We start from the raw sequence: 17,918 nt of genomic DNA, 5'->3' as shown, positions 1-17,918 counted from the left end.
AGGTATTTATGAGCACACAAAACACAATTACCCAACCTTACTGGCTGCCTTTATCGAGCGTATTAAACCCGCAAAGTAAAAAGCAACAAGCGCTTATAGGGTTTGACGAAGAGTTTGTTGATATTGTTGATTACATTTTACGTATTACGCACCGCATTTGGGAGCAAAAAAACATTGGTTTATGTTATCGCTATTACGCTGATGTATGTCCTGTTTTTACACTTGGCGCTTATGGCGAAAATATTGAAGATGTTATTCAAGGCACACTTAAAACCATTGCCGCATTTCCTGATAGAAGCCTAATTGGCGAAAATGTTATTTTTTCAGAAGACGGCAACGAGCATTACTACTCATCACACTTAATTAGCAGTGTAATGAGTAATACCGGTAACTCAGAATTTGGCCCTGCTACCAATAAAACAGGCCGAGTAACCACCATTGCCGACTGCGTTTGTTTTGAAAATAAAATAGTAAAAGAATGGCTAGTACGCGACAACGGCTTTTTAGTTAAACAACTTGGCCTAAGTATTATTAATGTAGCCAAGCACATGGCCAAAGTACCAAGTAAAGAAAAACATACCCTATGGCTTGATGAAGAGTTTACCCGAGTACAAGCAATTGATCACCGCACGCCAAGCACTCCAATTTTAGACGGTGAACTGGCCGCATTTGCGCATAACTGGTTAGATACATTATTTAACCAAAAGCAATTTGCTAAAATACACGCGTTTTATAGCTTAACGGCCACACAACAATGGCCAAGCGGCAGAATGGCAACCGGCCTTGCACAAATAAATGGCGTATTTATACAATTTTTTGCCAACTGCCCTGATGCCAAGCTAACCGTCGACCACTTAGCAATTACACCCTTTGATGAGAGCACTACAGATGTAGCAATTCGCTGGTCACTTGCGGGGCATTTTAACCCACAAAGCGATGAACTAAGTGAGCTAAAAAATCTTCCTTATTTTGTGTTAGGCGCCTCACATTTACGCATCAAAAACCAAAAAATCATTGAAGAAGTCACCGTTTTTGACGAAGTTGCGCTACTCGCAAACTTATTTAGAGCACACGCGTTAAATAGCCAAACAGAATTGGAGGTAAATGCATGATCAACGCAATTATCGATTTATACACCAAAGCAGATATTAAAACTATTTCAGGTAAATTGCTGCGCAGTAGTCGCTGGCAACAACATCACTTTACCGCTATGGGTTCATTGCAAGCACAGCCGCTATGGCTTGATTTTTTAGCGCAATATGGTGTATCAGAATTAATATCTAAAACGCACAGTAAAGGCCAGGAACTTGAGACTTTACAACTGGTATTGCAACCAAAAAAATTGCTAAAACCAGTAAGACTTTCATTTGTTATAAAGCACAATAACACCTTCATAAAATCAGTAAAATGTGTTGTTGATACGCTCTTATTGGCTAACAACGAATTTACAAATGGTGAGAGCAATAATACGCTGGTGATCCCTAAGTTACCTAAAAGCGACCCTATTATGGTTAGCGATTTAGACAACCAGCTGCACCCTACTACCTTTCATGCAACGCCCAGCGACATTTGTGAATTACCAACGCAAATTGCCGAAACATTAAATAATTGGTGGCAAATTTGGCAGCTTAATAACTTAGCTAATTTTGAAAGTATCTATACTAAAAGTGCAGACGTTATTCTTGCTGGCAGTAACGAAACACAATCAAAAGATGCACTGTTAAATTGTCATTTAGCGCTTTCACAAAGCCTAAGCAGACGCTACGCTCAGCTAGAAACCGTACAGTTTGACAGCGCCTCAAATCAAGCAACAATTTGCTGGACACTCGATGGTACTTTTAATGCCAAAAACGTACGCGTTCGCCAACAAATACTCACCGTTATTACATTTACTAACACTCTAATATCAAGCGAAGTTATGCAATTTGACACCCTCGCGTTAAATCAGCAATTCGCACTGTAAACACTTATTACTTCCCTTCAAGCGCTCACTGAGCGCTTTTTTTGTTTATAATTTCAACTTTTTTAGGTACATTAAACCTTAAATTAAAATAATTAATGACAATAAATGAAGTACCTCAGTATAGGTATCGTTTTACTTTTAACTGGCTGCCAAGCTACGCCTACATTATGTGAAGTAGAACCCAACGCGCTTTTGTGTGACTCAAGTAGCTATAATGTAGCGACGGTAAATGCATTAACCACATTCGAATCAAGAGCTGGCAGAAAAGCATTCGCACTAGGGAAAACCGAAAATGGTGGCGAGTTTTATGGTTTTTCAGAGGGTTACAGCTCACAATCTAAAGCAAATAAAAGAGCCCTAGATGAATGTAAAAAAAGACTCGCTAAATATGATACTAATGCTCAGTGCGAACTAATTCGATAGCTTTTTTTAAATAAAAAAGCCAGCTAATAAATGTATTAGCTGGCTGAAAGTTATGGTCATTTGACCATTTTAGGAAACCTTAAAACTGATATTTTAAGCTCGCGCCCCACGTACGCGGGTTGCTCCAGTTTGCTTGTACTGAGTTAGCTGGCAAACCATCAACAATTTGTGAATGCACCACGCCACGCGTTAATATAGCTTTGTCGCCAATATTTTTAACATAAGCCTCAATTTGTACGCTGTCGTTTATAAACCAAGTTAGGCGTGCATCAGCCATTAAATGCGCATCTACTCTTACCTCTGGAATATTCGTATCAAACGCGTAGTAATCGTCTAAGTAATTCATTTGAATGTACGGTACTAAGTACGAGTCGCCCCCTAAACTAAATTCATAACGCGCCGAAAGCCCCATGCTGTACTCTGGCGCCATTGCAGGTCGCCAGCCTTCAAAACTAAATTGGCTTGAATTATCGTTTATATCTTGGCGGCCGCCTTGATTACCAAGCGCTAACAACGGACGAAGTTGCTCGTTACCCACAGCGTAACCATCAGCAAATTCGCTATCCAATAACGATAACGTACCGGTAAGCGTTAAATTCTCAATTGGTACCCATTGAAGGTCGGCTTCAAGGCCTTTTGTTTCTACGTCACCGCCATTTTCGTAATACTCAAATGTTGTGGCTGTACCTGCGGACACACATTCTAAAACGGTATCACCCGTTGTTGTATCGTTACATGACGTTGCAAACAACTGTGCTTTTACGTCTTCGTACTTATTCATAAATACCGACACATTTAAACGCATTGCACCATCTAGCAAGTAGCTCTTCATACCCATTTCGTACGAAATAACATCTTCGTTATCATAAAGTGGGTCTGCACCACGTGCTACTACGCGCGAATCGTTTGCACCACCCGTTCTGTAACCCGTGGCTACGCTTGCATACACCATTATGTCTTTGTTTATGTCGTACTCTGCAGCCGCTTTATATAACATTGCAGAATCATCCCAATCGGGAATGGTATCACCAGTAAACGTTTTATCGTCTTGGTTAACACGCAAGCCACCTACAACACGTAAGTCTTCACTAATTTGATAACGTAACTGCCCATACGCTGCGATAGATTTAGCCGTATGTGGGTCGTAATCTGGATTCCCCCACGAAGGCACAACAACAGAGTCTGAAACACCGTCGCCTGTTATATCTGCATGCGATAACCAGCTCCAATCTGCTTCTTGGTCAAAGTAGTAAAGTCCACCAATCCACGAAAAATCAGAATCATCATTATTTGACGCAAACTGTAACTCAGACGATAGAGTTTTTTGGTCATCCTCACGGCCAAAACCACCTACAAAATCAATGCCGCCATCGCTATAGTCGTTGTCGTAGTATTGCTTGCCGTTAAGGGTTGAATAGTTAGTCGTCCACTTAATATCAGCAAAATCGGTATACCACTCAAGTGCTACTGTTGTCGAAAAGCTTTCTTGTTTATCAAGCGAAAAACTATTGCGATAAACATCATATGGGCCAAGATCTTCGTGCTGCGCATCACTTGGCTGATAAATATGCCCAGCTGTAATTGTAGGGTTAGGATCAAATATACCGGAGCCTGGTGACGTTTCGCTTATTTGGTAACCCGCAATTTGCTGATAACCCCAAATAGCTTCTGAGTTTGAGTTTTTACGCGAGTAGTCAAAACGTACCGTTGCGTTAAACTTATCGTTTGGTTGCCACTTAGTGACATTACGCATATAAAACTGATTTTTTTCGCGTAAATCATCCGAAGGTCCTGGAATCACTAAATTATTGATATAGCCATCATGGCGATCAGAAGCCACTACAAAACGAGTCGCGATTGTATCGCTTACAGGAATATTTATAATACCCTCGTAAGCACTGCGGTTATAACTCCCTGTTTCAACTTTTATACTCCCCAGTAAATCGTCAAAAACAGGTTGATTAGTAATTATATTAATACTGCCAGCAAAGGTGTTACGCCCGTATAGAGTACCTTGTGGGCCACGCAGCACTTCTATGCGCTGCACATCCACCAATGCTCCTAAACCAGATGAGGTAGTAGGTACGTAAATGCCATCTTGGAATATGCCTACAATTTGCTCGGCAATACCGGTACCTGCTACACCCACTTCATTAGTACGTGCGCCGCGCATGGCAGGACGAACCTCACCACCAGATGACCCCATACGTAAACCCGGTACAACCTGCTCAAGACCCGTAACATCAATAATACCGGCACGGGCAATATCAGCCTCCCCGAGTGCAGTGATTGATGATGATACTTCCTGTAGATCTTGTGAGCGACGGTTTGCAGTAACGGCTATGCGCTCAATGGCTGGTTCTTTAATTTGCTGCTGAGTTTGTGTTGATGTTGCTTCTTCGGCGCTGTGAGCATTCATTGTGGTTGCTGCAATAGCAGTTGTTACAGCAAAATGAACGAGAGTCCGTGTAAATTTAGCTTTCATTATAATTATTCTCCCGAGTTTAAAACGTGTCTACTTCTCCCCAACTCTACATTTTCAATTATTACAGTAAACAAATTGTATCAATTGAAAATGCATTGATACAAAATAGACTTCGAAGTCAAAAAGATCAACAACTTTCTGCCTAATAATTAACCTTAATAATTAAAAACCACGAATAACAACAACTTAAAATTTAAATATGTATGATTTCGAAATCTAAAAAAAAGGCCAGCAATACAATATTGCTGGCCTTTTAAATAATATCCAATTTTATTAATAACTTAACTTCAGGGCGTGTTGATCTTTGTGGATTGAAATTTGTTCAATCTAGGGGCGATTAAATCGCGGCGCGAGGTTTGTAACCTAGTGGGCTAAGTAAAAACCGAACAACAAAGAGTTAATCGTCCCTAGAAAGAATCCAAAGGGCAGCGCATGTTTGGTCTTTATGCTGCGTTATCGCCTATTCATGGGGAATAACCACACTACATAGGCTCCGCCTTGCCTAAAAACCAAACATACTGCTGCAAATTCACCCACCAAAGTTCAATACGCCCTAGCTGAGTATAAAGCAGTTAAAAACGATAACAGGCTTAAAAGTTGTAACCTATTCTTACACCATAAGTGCGTGGATTAGCATAGTCAGCAGCCGCTACGTTACCGCCAAAGCGAACCGTTCTAAGCAAAATAAGCTCATCACCTGCATTTTGAACATATGCGCGTATGGCCCACTCATTATCGGCCGAATACCATGCAATGCTGGCATCGTATTTTTGATAGCTATCTTGCGTACCAAACGAAAAAGGGAGATCGTTGGTCGTATACGAATCCGATAACTGAATACTGGTAGCAGGCACAATGCGGCCTTTATCACCTAAATCAAACTCGTAACTCGCTAATAGAGTAATGTTATATTTTGGGCTTAACTGCACTTCGTTACCGTCAAGTTGCAGTAAGTTATCTACGCCATTAATGGTCTCTCCGCCTTCTTCAAACACATTTGGCGTAACAAAGTCGCCATAAGTAGAATCTGTAAACGCGGCACGTGCACCTAGGCGCAATGCATCACTTGCCTGCCAATCAATTTCAAGCTCAAGACCAGCTGCATCAATTTCGCCCGCATTACCAAAAAACGATACCGCCGTACCGCCTACATTTTGAAAGCGAGTAGAAAGTAAATCTTCGTATTGGTTGTAATATAAAGAGGCGTTAAATCTTAATGAATTATCAAGCAGCATGCTTTTAAAGCCAACCTCGTAAGCCGTTACTGTTTGCTCGTCGTAGCTATTTTCGCCATTAAAAGCGCCCTGTGCATTACCCGCTAAAAAGCCTGTAGAAACCGTAGCATAAAGCAATTGAGAATTTGTTAAGTCGTGCTCTACGCCTAACTTCCACGTTACTTTACTCCAATCGCCATCTGCGTCTTTAACTTCTAATTCTGAAAAATCGAGCTTGCTTAAATCATTAGTATTTTGACCGTAAATATCCCACTCACGCTTATCATTTGTATACCTTATGCCGGCTATACCGCGTGTATCATCACTAAATGCGTAATTACCTTGAAAATAAGCCGCCGCTGATCGCGTTTCTAACTGAATTTGGTTTAACCAAGGTGCATATTGAAGCGCTTGAGGCTGCGTTGTATCGGGTACATTATCAACCACGGCTCCATAGCTCGCATTTAAAAAAGCGTTGTCTAGGTCCTCTGAAAATAAGTAAATACCAGCCACCCACTCAAAATCACTTTCGTATGTAGAGCTAACTTGTACTTCTAACGAGTTAGTTTTAGATTCAATCGCATTTCCATCAACTGTAGTTGCATACGTCGAAAAATCACCATCGGTAAGGCGCGTTTCTTCATAATCCATTGAGGCTGCAATTACTTTTAAATCAACCGACTCAAGCGACCAGTTTAACTCGGCGCTAATACTTACATCGCTTACATCGCGTGATGGCTGATAATCAAACTGCTGAGTAAATGGGTCTGACGATACACCTTGTGCAGTATCAAGCCCAGGCGTTGCTACATTATCTAAGCCTGCACCAAAGCGACCACAATTACTGCCACACACATCATCGCGACCAATTCGCTCAGTTAATGGTGCCGACAAGCTTGTTTTACCTGTCGCTGGGTTTATAGGAACGCCTAAAATATGATAGCCAAATGCACCGCCGCCATTTGATTCGTCCTGCCATGTTTCTACTTTTACATTTAAATTTACATCATCGTTAAACTCAGTAAATATTTGGCCACGTAAAAAATACATATCAGCATCTTTTAAGCCTGCTGATTCATTAAACGAATTCTCTACGTATGGGTCGCGTATTTCTCGCACCCCAGTAAAGCGTACTGCGGTATCATCGGTTAAAGCGGCATTAAAAAAGCCTTCACCACGTAAATGACCATAATTACCAAATGTTGTAGCCATACCGCCTTCGGTAATATCAAGCTCTGGCTTTTTAGCTATTACATCAATTGCTCCACCAAATGAATTACGACCAAACAGCGTACCTTGCGGCCCACGCAAAACCTCTACCCGCTCTAAATCTACAAAACCAGCAAGTGCTTGCCCATGACGAGGGCGATAAACGCCATTAGAATAAAACGCAATGGCAACATCGTTAGCTTCTACTTGCTCTGTTCTGGCACCGCGCATGGCGGGGCGAGCATCACTGCCCGACACACCCGACTTTAAACCTGGCGCTAGGCTATCAAGGCTTAAAATATCAGTTATGCCATTTTCTAGTAAATCTTTAGCCGATACCGCAGTAACTGCCAAAGGCACCGACTGAATACTTTTAACCCGCTTAGTAGAGGTAACAGAAATAACCTCCAACTCTTTGTTAGGGTTTAACTTTGCTTCTTGTGAAAATACAGATGCTGAGCCTAATAACGCCGTATTTACAGCAGCAAAAATAAGTGTTTTACGTAAAATATTCGTCGTCATGAGATAAATTCTCCACCTGTTGAAATGAATTTTATTAAGCATTTATGGACGCTATGCCCCACCATCACATTCTTATTATTTATAATTATTAAAAACGCGATATTTAAATGACTATTTTTTCGACTCATAAAAACTACCGTTTTTTGCATTCGAATGCAACAGCGATTAATGCAACTTTTACATGTAACTAACACGCGTTATAAAAACAAAAACACAAAACTCATTCAAGCAACTAATAATAAACAAAATTTAATTTTTACAGCTGATTTAAAGTTACTGGTTTGATCAGTTTAATATAGGGAATTTAAACAAAGAAAGGAGGGGAAATACAAACAAAGCGCACCATTTGGACTTCGAAGTCTAAATTGTATTAAAGATCTACTTTAAACATCAGCACATAATTAATTTTCAATTAAGTGCTGACTATTCATAGCATAACTAGTTAGTAGCTTTTAGTTAATCTGAGGATCTATTCACTACTTTGGGATTGCTGAATAAGTAATAACAGCTCTGCAGTGGCGGTTGCATCGGCAAGTGCTCGGTGATGGCTGGTTAAATTTAAATTAAAGTGCGATGAAAGATTGCCCAGCGAATACGACTTTAAGCCTTTAAACGCTTTGCGCGACTCAACCACTGTGCACATTTTTGGCATTTTAAAAAAGTGCCCTGCCATCTCGCATTCTTTTTTAATAAAGCCGTAGTCAAAATTAACGTTATGGGCTACAAAAATACTGCCTGCAAGTTTATCTAACAATGGCTGTGCTATTTCGGCAAATACAGGGGCATTGCGCACCATGCTGTCGCTAATACCGGTTAATGACGTTATAAATCCGGGTATGTGCCGCTGTGGATTTACAAGTGTCGTCCAGGTGTCTATTACTTTGCCGTGCTGTACTTTTACAAGGCCAATTTCGGTAATGCGGTTACCGCCTTTTAAGCCACCCGTGGTTTCTATATCGACCACACTGTAAATACGGTTTGGATCTACAAACCATTTAACAGCGGTAATGTGTACCTCAAAGCCCACATTTTTTAAGTTATCAATGGTGGTTAATTGGTTGCGCCTAAGTTTGTCGCCCGGTGCTTTTACTTCTTCAAAATGTACTTTGCCATTATTGATAACCATTAAGTCGGGGTAGCCGTCTTTTAGTTGTAAATAATGCTTACTCATATTGGTTAAATGAGTAATTAATGCCTCATGCGGGCTATTTAAAATGAGTGCTTCTAACGGTTGTAGTAGCTCTTGGTGCCATCTAAATAAACCATTAGGTTGATCAAAGTATTGCGCTGCATTTTTGCATACTAAATTAAGTAATGCTTGCGACGTTTGGCACTGCGCTAAGCGCTCATCTATTTGTGTTTGCTGCGCTTCATAAAAATTACCAAGCCTTAATACTTGCGGATAAATATCAAACTCATTACATGGCGGGTAAGGCGACTCTACAAATAACTCGTGCCAAAATACTAAACCAAACAAACTTTGCCAAAGCGTGTTTTCGGTATTAAATACAGCCATACCTTGGCGAGTATAATAATCGTTTACGCCCTGCTCTACTTCACCTCGGTACAGTTCATCTATTTCTAGCACGCACTGGGTATCGCTAAGCATGGCACTTAAACGCGACCGTGTTTTTTTATTAAACTTACGCATTAAAAAATCGTCAGCAAAATAAAGTAAATCATCAGTAAGCGGATTTTCAATAATCGCTTCTAATCGTGCTTTTACCCACTCTTTATTACCAAGCCTGTATTGCTCTCTTATTTGAATTTCTTGTGCTTCGCTATCATCCACGCACCCTTCAAGTAAGCTAAAAGCAAGTTCGCTATCAACTGCCTTTAGTTGCCTATAAAGCCTTACTAATAATTTGTTTTTTAACGCAACAGCAATGGCACCGTGCGCGGCTTGCATTAAAACCTGCGGCGCTAAAGCAACGTAATCGCTCTCATCGGTTATATTTTTAAATGCTAACCGATAACGGTTTAATAAATAGTTTGATTGCGCTTCGTCAAGCGTTTCAAAGCGCGACAAACTCTCGCTGTGCCCTTCGCGCGTAGCGGTTAAACCTAAATCTCGCATTACAAAACGGTTTTGATGATTCACATCACCACCGCTTAGTTTGCCTGCAAATAAAAACTCAAAATACTCGTAATAATCACTGCGGTTATTAATTACATATTGGCTATAAAGCGGTGCAAGCTCATGTGGGCATGCTTTAAAAAACTCACGAGCAATATCCACCAGCGCGCCTTTAGCGGCGCTCTTTTTAAAGCTTATTTGATCAGGATAGTTACTTAGCAACTCAAGCAAGGCTGGTTTGGTTAAGTGAGCCAAAAGCTGCGAGTAATGCTGCTCGTTTGGCTCAAATAAAATACCGGCTTTTTTTAGCGTATAAATAGCCTGATGCGGCGAGGTAATTTCTTCATAATTTAGCGATTGCGCTTGCACCAAATAAGGCTTACGCGAATACACACGCGCCAACATGCACTGGCTTTGCTCATCTAGCTGATTAATTTTATTAATAAATTCACTATGTTTAGGCTCAAGTAAATGCATGCATTTACTTGTTACAAACTCAATAAGCTCTCTAAAATGCGCTAAATAGTATTTTGCTGGTAATTCTTTTTTCATAACATCGCCATAACTGTATATAAAAACAGTATCTAGCATTTATGCTAATTATTCAATCTTAAACTTGTAATCAATAATGCTTATAGTTCCATCTTACGCCCCATACACTACCAGCAAACTATCGCTATGCGTTGCAAAAGCGGCGCTGCCCGCACATGGTTAGTAGCCGCACTTATTTCATATTCAACATATATACAAAAGAGGACGTGTATACTATATGCCTAGTGCAAAGCACTCAACCAAAAGTACTGGCTATAAAACTGCACTATGATTATTTTAATAGGTTTGAGTTATAAGCAAAAGGTGACAACATTAACCTCTTATTATGCTCTTTTGAACGACTCTTTGGTGGGGAGATTTTGTCCAAAATATCCTCACCCAAATCAAACCTCGATTGATTTATTATAATTACCCCGCCATTAGTTTTTAAATGCTTAATTTTTTCTATTGGGAAAAGTAAAGCTTTTACCACATAACCATCTTTGACAATTACTAATATAAATGTGTCCATTTTTTCTAGTTTGGATTTATTTAAAGTGCATTGGTAAGATTTGCTATCTGCATTTCTTGATTTAATTTCAATTTTTCCATAATGCTTTGAAAAAGCATCAAAACCTTTTTGACAATTATCAGCAAGCTCTGCTTCAAGTTGCTGTGCAACTAGCTTCTCAACGTACTCACCTGTTACTCGAGCAACACTTTTAAACCCATTTTTTGATAATAGCTGGATTGCCTGAGCAATTTCTTTTTTAATCAATGAAGTAATCTCCAAACCCACTTTAAAACAAAACAATAATCAGTTGTTTTAGATGCACTTTAAAATGCCTTATTAGCCATTTTACAGTGCACCAACCATTTTTTTGAATTTATCGCGATTTCGTCGACGAGATGCCAGTTCTGTAATTAAAAAACTTAAACACGCTTGTAAGCTTTCTGCTTTATCGAGGCATTCTTCATCAGTTAAACTATGTACACCTTCACTAAGTAAACTATAAATTTTACCTAATGGGTTTAAGCCCTCTGGTTTTAAGTATTCAGGAAGTGCTTTATTGGCAACCTTAATTTTATCACTCATTGGAGATTCTTTGCGAAGTTCAGCAATTGCTAAATTGATTGGGTTTTCTGTATCTTCAGTATTTAAATCAGAAACTAAAAGATCTAACAGATTAGAAATATTCAATTCCACTATTCTTCGAAAGTAAGCAAAAGCAGCAATCCCATAGCCATTATTAAGGGAAATTAAAGCCTTTTCATAATATTCAGCATCTTGTTTGAAGAATTTTTGTAGTTTACTGTCTCTTTCAATTTTTTTGCGAGGACGTTGGCCGTACTTTTGTACCTTTACGATATCGTCATTTACTATTTGCTCGACCAAAAAAGTGTGACTTTCATTTTTACAGGATACGCAGGTGTAAATCAGACAAGAAGTTCCTGATTTTAAGTATTCAATATTTCTACCACTCAATCCACCTCTAGGCCTTAAATCGTGAAATGGCCTAGCTTGCTCACATACTTCACAAAACTCATCAATTTCAGATATCCATAAACTCGTTCTTAATTTTTTAGGTTGAGAAAAGGTTTTCCACGAATATAATGATGCGTTTTCTAGAAAATTTTTTATTATTTCATCTGATAAAACTTCCATAACACTCCAATAATTGAAATACAGTTAACAGCTTATCGAACTCCGTTTCTCTGGTTTATAACACAGTAAAACGGCTTAAATTACATGCCTTCATAGTTCCACTTATAATTACCTTTGTAAACAGTTGATTAAGGTAGCGGAAGTAACGATCTGTTATTTTCCACTAAAGCGAAGGTTAATAATGTTATTGCACATAATCCTGCGGTTTTATATTTATTGGGTTAAATTTATGCTCTGTAACGCCCAATTATTGCTGCGACTTTAGCTACGTAGTATTACCTTTTATTATAACTAATTTATTTAAATTCCTTTTTAGAATATCAAAAATTAGCTATTGTCCGCCCATTCCAACTTTATGTGTCTACTAAAATGAAAAAACAGTTAATATCAGGCTTGGCTTTAACGTGCGCGTTGGGTTCGTTCAGTGCATTTGCTACTAATGGTTATTTTACTCACGGCTACGGCATGACCCACAAAGGCATGGCTGGCGCAGGTGTAGCACTGTCAGAAGAGTTAATGTCTGGCGCTAATAATCCTGCTACTTTTTTACCAAACGGAACACAGCTATCTCTGGGCTTGGAGCTTTTTTCACCTGATCGAAAATACACTGCATCGAAAGTAGATACTTTTTACCCTGACGCTTTTTATCTTGAAGCAAAAACACAGAAAAGCGACAACTCCGTATTCGCAATTCCAGAATTTGCTATTGGCCACCAATTAAATGAAAAAGTAAATATTGGCTTATTAGTGTATGGCAATGGCGGTATGAATACCGAGTACGGCGCAGAGTCCTCTCCTGAAGGAACCTTTTATGGTGGTACGGCAGGCGTGGATTTAAAGCAGCTCTTTATTAGCCCAACGGTAAGCTATGAATTGAATGAACAAACACGCCTTGGTGTGTCCCCTATTTACGTGGTGCAACAATTTGAAGCGCAAGGGCTTGGAAACTTTGCTCCTTTTTCGCAATCACCAGAAGCGCTTACAAATAATGGTACCGATACAAGCACAGGCCTAGGCATTCAACTGGGTATTAGCCAAGATATAAATTCGTCATTAAGCTGGGGGGCAAGTTACCGCTCATCAGTGTCTATGCAAGAGTTTGATAGCTATAAAGGTTTGTTTGCAGAGCAAGGCGGGTTTGATCTGCCAAGTTCGTTTCAAATTGGTGCAGCTTATAAACTTACACCTAGTAATCAGGTGGTATTTGATTGGCAAAAAATAAATTACAGCGAAGTAAAAAGTATTTCAAACCCAGTCGATAACTTGATGTCAGCGCCTTTAGGAGCTAACGCCGGCGCTGGATTTGGCTGGAACGATATGACTATTTATAAGCTTGGCTATCAGTGGCAGCGTACATCGCAACAAAAAATTCGTTTTGGGGTGTCTTACACCGAGCAACCTATTCCTTCGTCGCAAGTTATATTAAATATTTTAGCGCCGGGCGTTCAAGAGTGGCATTTTACAACGGGCTTTAGCCATTCTTTTACCAACAAGGTACAATTAAACGCTATGGCTTTTTATTCGCCAGCTAAAAAAGTAACGGGCGCTAACTACTTAGCGCCAAATCAACAACTATCAATCGAAATGAAACAAACCGGTTTAGGTGTTTCTATTGTTTGGGAAATTTAAAAAATGGTAACAGAATTCACCCCCGTATCGGCTGCAATAGGCGGTGCATTAATTGGTATAGCGTGTACGTTATTACTGGTTTTATACGGAAAAATTGCAGGCATATCGGGCATTGTTAAGTCTGTATTTGCTAAAGCAAATTCGGGCTCGCGTTGGCAGTTATACTTTATTTTAGGATTGTTGTTGGCAGGTGTAGCTGTAAGAGTATTTGCTCCTTCTTTATTAGAGGGCGAATTACAGTTGCCGCCTTGGCTTATTATTGTTGCGGGGCTTTTAGTTGGCGCTGGTACAACTTTAGCTAATGGGTGCACAAGTGGCCATGGTGTGTGCGGCATGTCGCGCTTTTCTACTCGCTCTTGGGTTGCAACATGCACATTTATGCTTGTCGCCTTCATTACAGCAAACCTTGTAGGATAAATAATGAAAGCAATTATGATGGTTGTTATAGGCTTTATATTTGGCTTAGGACTTATTATTAGCGGGATGACAAACCCCGCTAAAGTGATTAACTTTCTTACCTACGGGAACCAATGGGACGCAAGCTTAATTATAGTGATGGCTGTTGCCATGCTAATAATGATGCTTACATGGTTATGGGTTGCAAAAAAAGAGAAGCCACTTATTTCAGGCACATTTAATTTAAGTGATTTAAAAAAAGTTGATTCGCGCTTAATTATTGGCTCAGTACTTTTTGGTTTAGGATGGGGTTTAAGTGGCATATGCCCAGGCCCGGGCTTGGTTCAATTGGTATCTCTTAAAATGGAGTTTTTATTGTTTTTTGCAGCCGTGCTAGGCGGTATGTGGTTAGCCAAAAAAGTATAATATTTGCTGCCGACTAAACTCGGCAGCTACTTTACCCAAACAAAGGTACATAACTTGCTGCAATATATATAAAACTATATTGAACAGGTTTAAGTTATGCTAAATAAAGCGCTGGAATTTTCTAACAGCACACCTTGGTTAAGCGCAGCGTCCTCCCTTTTACTTATAGCTATACTACTGTTTTTAATTCGTTTTTTTGTAATGTACTGGCTAAAAAAATGGACTTCAAAAACCAAATTTATATTCGATACTTTACTAATAGAGTCAATATCTAAGCCGCTAACACTGTGCACAATTATTGTGCTACTCACCATTTTAGAGCACGACACCTTCATTATTAGTACTTCTATTTCTCAACAGATCCCTTTTAATAGCATTAATATTGTATTAGCGCTGCTTGCACTTATTATGTTTTTAGACCGCTTTATTATTGGCACTATTAATTACTATGGCGAACAATCTGCCGTGGTTTTTAATTCCAAAAGCATAATTAAAGGCGTGATACGCGTTACATTATCGTCAGTAGGATTACTGGTGTTAATGGGCACGTTAGGTATTTCTATTACGCCTATTATTGCCTCGTTAGGAATTACATCACTGGCTGTTGCCCTTGCTTTGCAACCTACCCTCGAAAACTTTTTTTCTGGCGTGCAGCTAGTAATAGATAAACCTATAAGGGTGGGTGATTTTATTGAGCTTGAATCTAAGGAGCAAGGCTTTGTTGATCATATAGGCTGGCGATCTACATGGGTTAAAATGCTACCCAACAATATGATTATTATACCTAATAGCCAATTATCTAAGTCGCGTATTATTAATTACTTTTACCCTGAAAAAGAGCTAAGCGTGCCTGTTGATATAAGCGTGCATTACGATTCAGATTTAGAATTTGTTGAGCAAGTAACACTTGAAGTGGCTCGTGAAATACTTATTTCACACGAATGGGGTGTTGATGATTACAATACCTTTGACAGATCAAGTATTAACTTTACGGTTATGCTGCGCGCAAAAGAATACTTTAATCGCTTTTGGGTTAAATCTGCTTTTATAAAAGCCCTGCATAAACGCTATAAAAAAGAAGGTATTGTAATCCCCTTCCCTATTACGGCTATTAACACGACTCAAGAAGCAGCTAAATTTAATAGTGATAAAAAGGAGCAAGGCAACACTTAAAAAAAGCGCGAGTAACTCTCGCGCTAATAAGTATTAAAACTTGTAAGTTATTTGCCCAATAATTTCACGAGGGCTGCCAGGAAAGTGGCCGTTCCGCTCACTAAACCCACTTACAGCATATTCTTTATCAAACAGATTATTAATATTTACACTCAATAACACGTTATCAAAGCGACTCGTCCAGCTCATATCAAATACGGTAAATGGTTTTACTTTTTGACCACTTGTACTAAGTTGCTCACTTACGTAATTTGCACCAAAGGCAATTGATGAATCAATCGAATCCAGTGCGTAGCGAGTCCATAAACCTGCCTGGTGGCGTGGTGCATTAGCAAAGCGCGAACCATCTCCAAATGTATTTGAAAGCGTATCACCCGTTACGCCGTCTACCACTTGCGTATCGTTGTACGCGTAGTTAGCCGTTACGGTCCAGTGCTGCGACAAATCGCCAACTAAAGTTGTTTCAAATCCTCGGCTTTCTACTTCACCTATATTTAAAAGTGCAGCAATGCCATCCCCCGCGCCAGTATCGTCAGGGTTGCTCATTACCACGTTTTCTTTATTAATTTGGTAAATTGCAAAGGTGCTCATTATTTTGCCGTCAAGCCATTGGTTTTTCATACCCAGTTCGGTTTGCTTGCCGGTTTCTGGTTCTAAATTACCTTCGCCCTCTACATCTTCTTGGTCGGCTGACGATGTAGGGTTAAAGCTCTCTGAGTAGTTAATATATACCGATGTGTTTTCTACTGGCTGATAAGTAACAGCAACGCGCGGCGTTATGTCGTTATCTGAGTAACTAAAACCAGTTTCTTGATTAAACTCTTTAAAATGGTCATAGCGCAAACCTGCAATAATTGTCCACTGCTCGCCTACGCTAATTACGTCTTGTGCATACACACCAAATCGGTCGGTATCAACGCCATCGCGGTTCATGTCGGTAAGGTTATAAGTGCTTGGGTCGGTTTCACCGTAGTTTAAATTAAAAATATTTAAATTAGCGACGCCATCGGCCTCATATCGGGCACGTAAGTAGTCATATTCGGTATCAACGGTGTGGTAATCACCACCAAATAAAAACTGATGGGTTAATTGTCCTTGTCCAAAGTTATAAACAAAGTCGGTGGTTAAGCTTGCTTCTTTATTGGCACGAAATTGCTTACGGTATTCTCGTTTGATGGTTTCGTCATCAATGTTTGCTTCGCCATCACCATTTACATCTACCCAGCTTTGCGACTCATGGTAGGCTTGGTCTCGCTCGTTATCCATGTAGCGAAACGTAGTACTTAAAGAAAAATCATCATTAAAATAATGGCTAAGTTCTGCTTGAAGCACCAAAGCTTCCATATTTTGATAATCAACCGCTTCATTAGCGTTATAACTTGGGTCAACTAAAAAGTTGCCGTTGTCATCTACCGGTACGCCCCGTAAGCGGTTACCGCCCAGGTCTTGTTTTATGTAGTCAACACTTGTGGTTAAGGTTGTTGAATCACTTAAATCAAATAACAATCCGCCTGTTAGCTCGGTATTAGCTGAGTCTGCATTGTTACGAAAGCTGTCTTGCTCTTCATAATAACCACCCAATCTATAAGCCATTGTATCGTTTAAACCACCCGTCATATCGAGTGATGCACCACGGGTGTTGTAATTACCCAAAGTAAGCTTTAATTCGCGTTTTTGTGTGTAGCTTGGCTTTTTAGTTACGTAATTAATCATCCCACCAGGTTCGCCACCGCCATACAAAGCAGAGGCAGGCCCTTTTAATACTTCAACACGTTCTACATTAAATAACTGCGGTACACCAAAGCCCGAATATGGGTCGCCACGCACACCATCGTAAAATACATTTGCGTCATCTCTAAAACCACGAAAAGTTACGCCTGAGTAGCTATATTCGCTCACTCCCGCAATAGATCGGTACAAATCGGTAATGTCACGCGCTGCTTGGTCAATAATAAGTTGCTCGGTTAATACCTGCGCAGATTGCGGAAGCTTAATAAGATCTAAATTAGTTTTAGTCCCAATTTTACTTTCGGTTTCTAGGTAAAATTGCTGGGCACGGCCAGTTACTTCAATAGTTTCAATGTCGTCGTTTTGTTGTGAAAAAGCTATATTAGAAAAAACAGATAAAGACGCAGCAATACTTAATGCCAAATAATTAGGGTTAAACATGATAATTCCTGGGAGAAGTGTAGATAGCTAACAAC

13 protein-coding genes are annotated in these 17,918 nt (G+C 39.7%); 7 read left to right on the top strand and 6 right to left on the bottom strand.

Going from position 1 to position 17,918, the window contains the following annotated elements:
* Positions 1-8: 8 nt before the first annotated feature.
* The 3 genes from I6F45_RS08190 (at position 9) to I6F45_RS08180 (ending at position 2,386) form a co-directional block, all read left to right on the top strand.
* On the top strand, positions 9-1,112 hold the full coding sequence (locus I6F45_RS08190) for a nuclear transport factor 2 family protein (protein ID WP_197160221.1): 1,104 nt from the start codon (positions 9-11) through the stop codon (positions 1,110-1,112).
* Positions 1,109-1,963, top strand: a complete 855-nt coding sequence (locus I6F45_RS08185; protein ID WP_197160219.1) for a hypothetical protein — start codon at positions 1,109-1,111, stop codon at positions 1,961-1,963. The genes I6F45_RS08190 and I6F45_RS08185 overlap by 4 nt, the downstream gene beginning before the upstream one ends.
* Positions 1,964-2,068: 105 nt before the next feature.
* Positions 2,069-2,386 (top strand): hypothetical protein, encoded by a 318-nt coding sequence (locus tag I6F45_RS08180; RefSeq protein ID WP_165741065.1) that lies wholly within the window; start codon positions 2,069-2,071, stop codon positions 2,384-2,386.
* Positions 2,387-2,465: 79 nt separating this feature from the next.
* On the opposite strand, the gene I6F45_RS08175 is transcribed toward I6F45_RS08180, so the two are convergent.
* The 5 genes from I6F45_RS08175 to I6F45_RS08155 form a co-directional block, all read right to left on the bottom strand.
* Positions 2,466-4,871: a TonB-dependent receptor gene (locus tag I6F45_RS08175; protein WP_197160218.1), complete on the bottom strand. Its 2,406-nt coding sequence runs from the start codon at positions 4,869-4,871 to the stop codon at positions 2,466-2,468.
* A 590-nt stretch (positions 4,872-5,461) separates the two neighbouring features.
* Entirely contained in the window at positions 5,462-7,816 is a 2,355-nt protein-coding gene (locus I6F45_RS08170) for a TonB-dependent receptor (RefSeq protein ID WP_197160217.1), read from the bottom strand.
* 469 nt (positions 7,817-8,285) lie between these two features.
* Complete coding sequence (locus tag I6F45_RS08165; RefSeq protein WP_197160216.1) at positions 8,286-10,484, bottom strand: exonuclease domain-containing protein; 2,199 nt, start codon at positions 10,482-10,484, stop codon at positions 8,286-8,288.
* Between the two features lie 232 nt (positions 10,485-10,716).
* Positions 10,717-11,202 carry a hypothetical protein gene (locus tag I6F45_RS08160; protein ID WP_197160213.1) on the bottom strand — a complete coding sequence of 162 codons (486 nt, stop codon included), beginning with the start codon at positions 11,200-11,202 and terminating at the stop codon, positions 10,717-10,719.
* An 81-nt stretch (positions 11,203-11,283) separates the two neighbouring features.
* Complete coding sequence (locus tag I6F45_RS08155; RefSeq protein ID WP_197160212.1) at positions 11,284-12,090, bottom strand: hypothetical protein; 807 nt, start codon at positions 12,088-12,090, stop codon at positions 11,284-11,286.
* Between the two features lie 369 nt (positions 12,091-12,459).
* Here I6F45_RS08155 and I6F45_RS08150 point away from each other — a divergent pair, with 369 nt between their 5' ends.
* The 4 genes from I6F45_RS08150 to I6F45_RS08135 all read left to right on the top strand — a co-directional run bounded on the left by I6F45_RS08150 (position 12,460) and on the right by I6F45_RS08135 (position 15,714).
* Positions 12,460-13,719, top strand: coding sequence for an OmpP1/FadL family transporter (locus I6F45_RS08150; RefSeq protein ID WP_197160211.1), 1,260 nt, complete (start codon positions 12,460-12,462; stop codon positions 13,717-13,719).
* Positions 13,720-13,722: 3 nt separating this feature from the next.
* A complete protein-coding gene (locus I6F45_RS08145) occupies positions 13,723-14,136 on the top strand; it encodes a YeeE/YedE family protein (protein WP_165740903.1) in 414 nt (137 codons plus the stop codon).
* 3 nt (positions 14,137-14,139) lie between these two features.
* Positions 14,140-14,541: a DUF6691 family protein gene (locus I6F45_RS08140; protein ID WP_165740904.1), complete on the top strand. Its 402-nt coding sequence runs from the start codon at positions 14,140-14,142 to the stop codon at positions 14,539-14,541.
* A gap of 96 nt (positions 14,542-14,637) precedes the next feature.
* Positions 14,638-15,714, top strand: a complete 1,077-nt coding sequence (locus I6F45_RS08135; RefSeq protein WP_197160209.1) for a mechanosensitive ion channel family protein — start codon at positions 14,638-14,640, stop codon at positions 15,712-15,714.
* A gap of 33 nt (positions 15,715-15,747) precedes the next feature.
* Here I6F45_RS08135 and I6F45_RS08130 read toward each other — a convergent pair whose 3' ends face one another.
* Positions 15,748-17,883, bottom strand: coding sequence for a TonB-dependent siderophore receptor (locus I6F45_RS08130; RefSeq protein ID WP_165728564.1), 2,136 nt, complete (start codon positions 17,881-17,883; stop codon positions 15,748-15,750).
* Positions 17,884-17,918: the final 35 nt, after the last annotated feature.

Source organism: Pseudoalteromonas sp. SWYJZ19, from assembly GCF_015864375.1.
Classification (GTDB): Bacteria; Pseudomonadota; Gammaproteobacteria; order Enterobacterales; family Alteromonadaceae; genus Pseudoalteromonas; species Pseudoalteromonas arctica.
The sequence above is the reverse complement of the archived record's forward strand: the minus strand, read 5'-3'. Positions and strand labels throughout refer to the sequence as shown.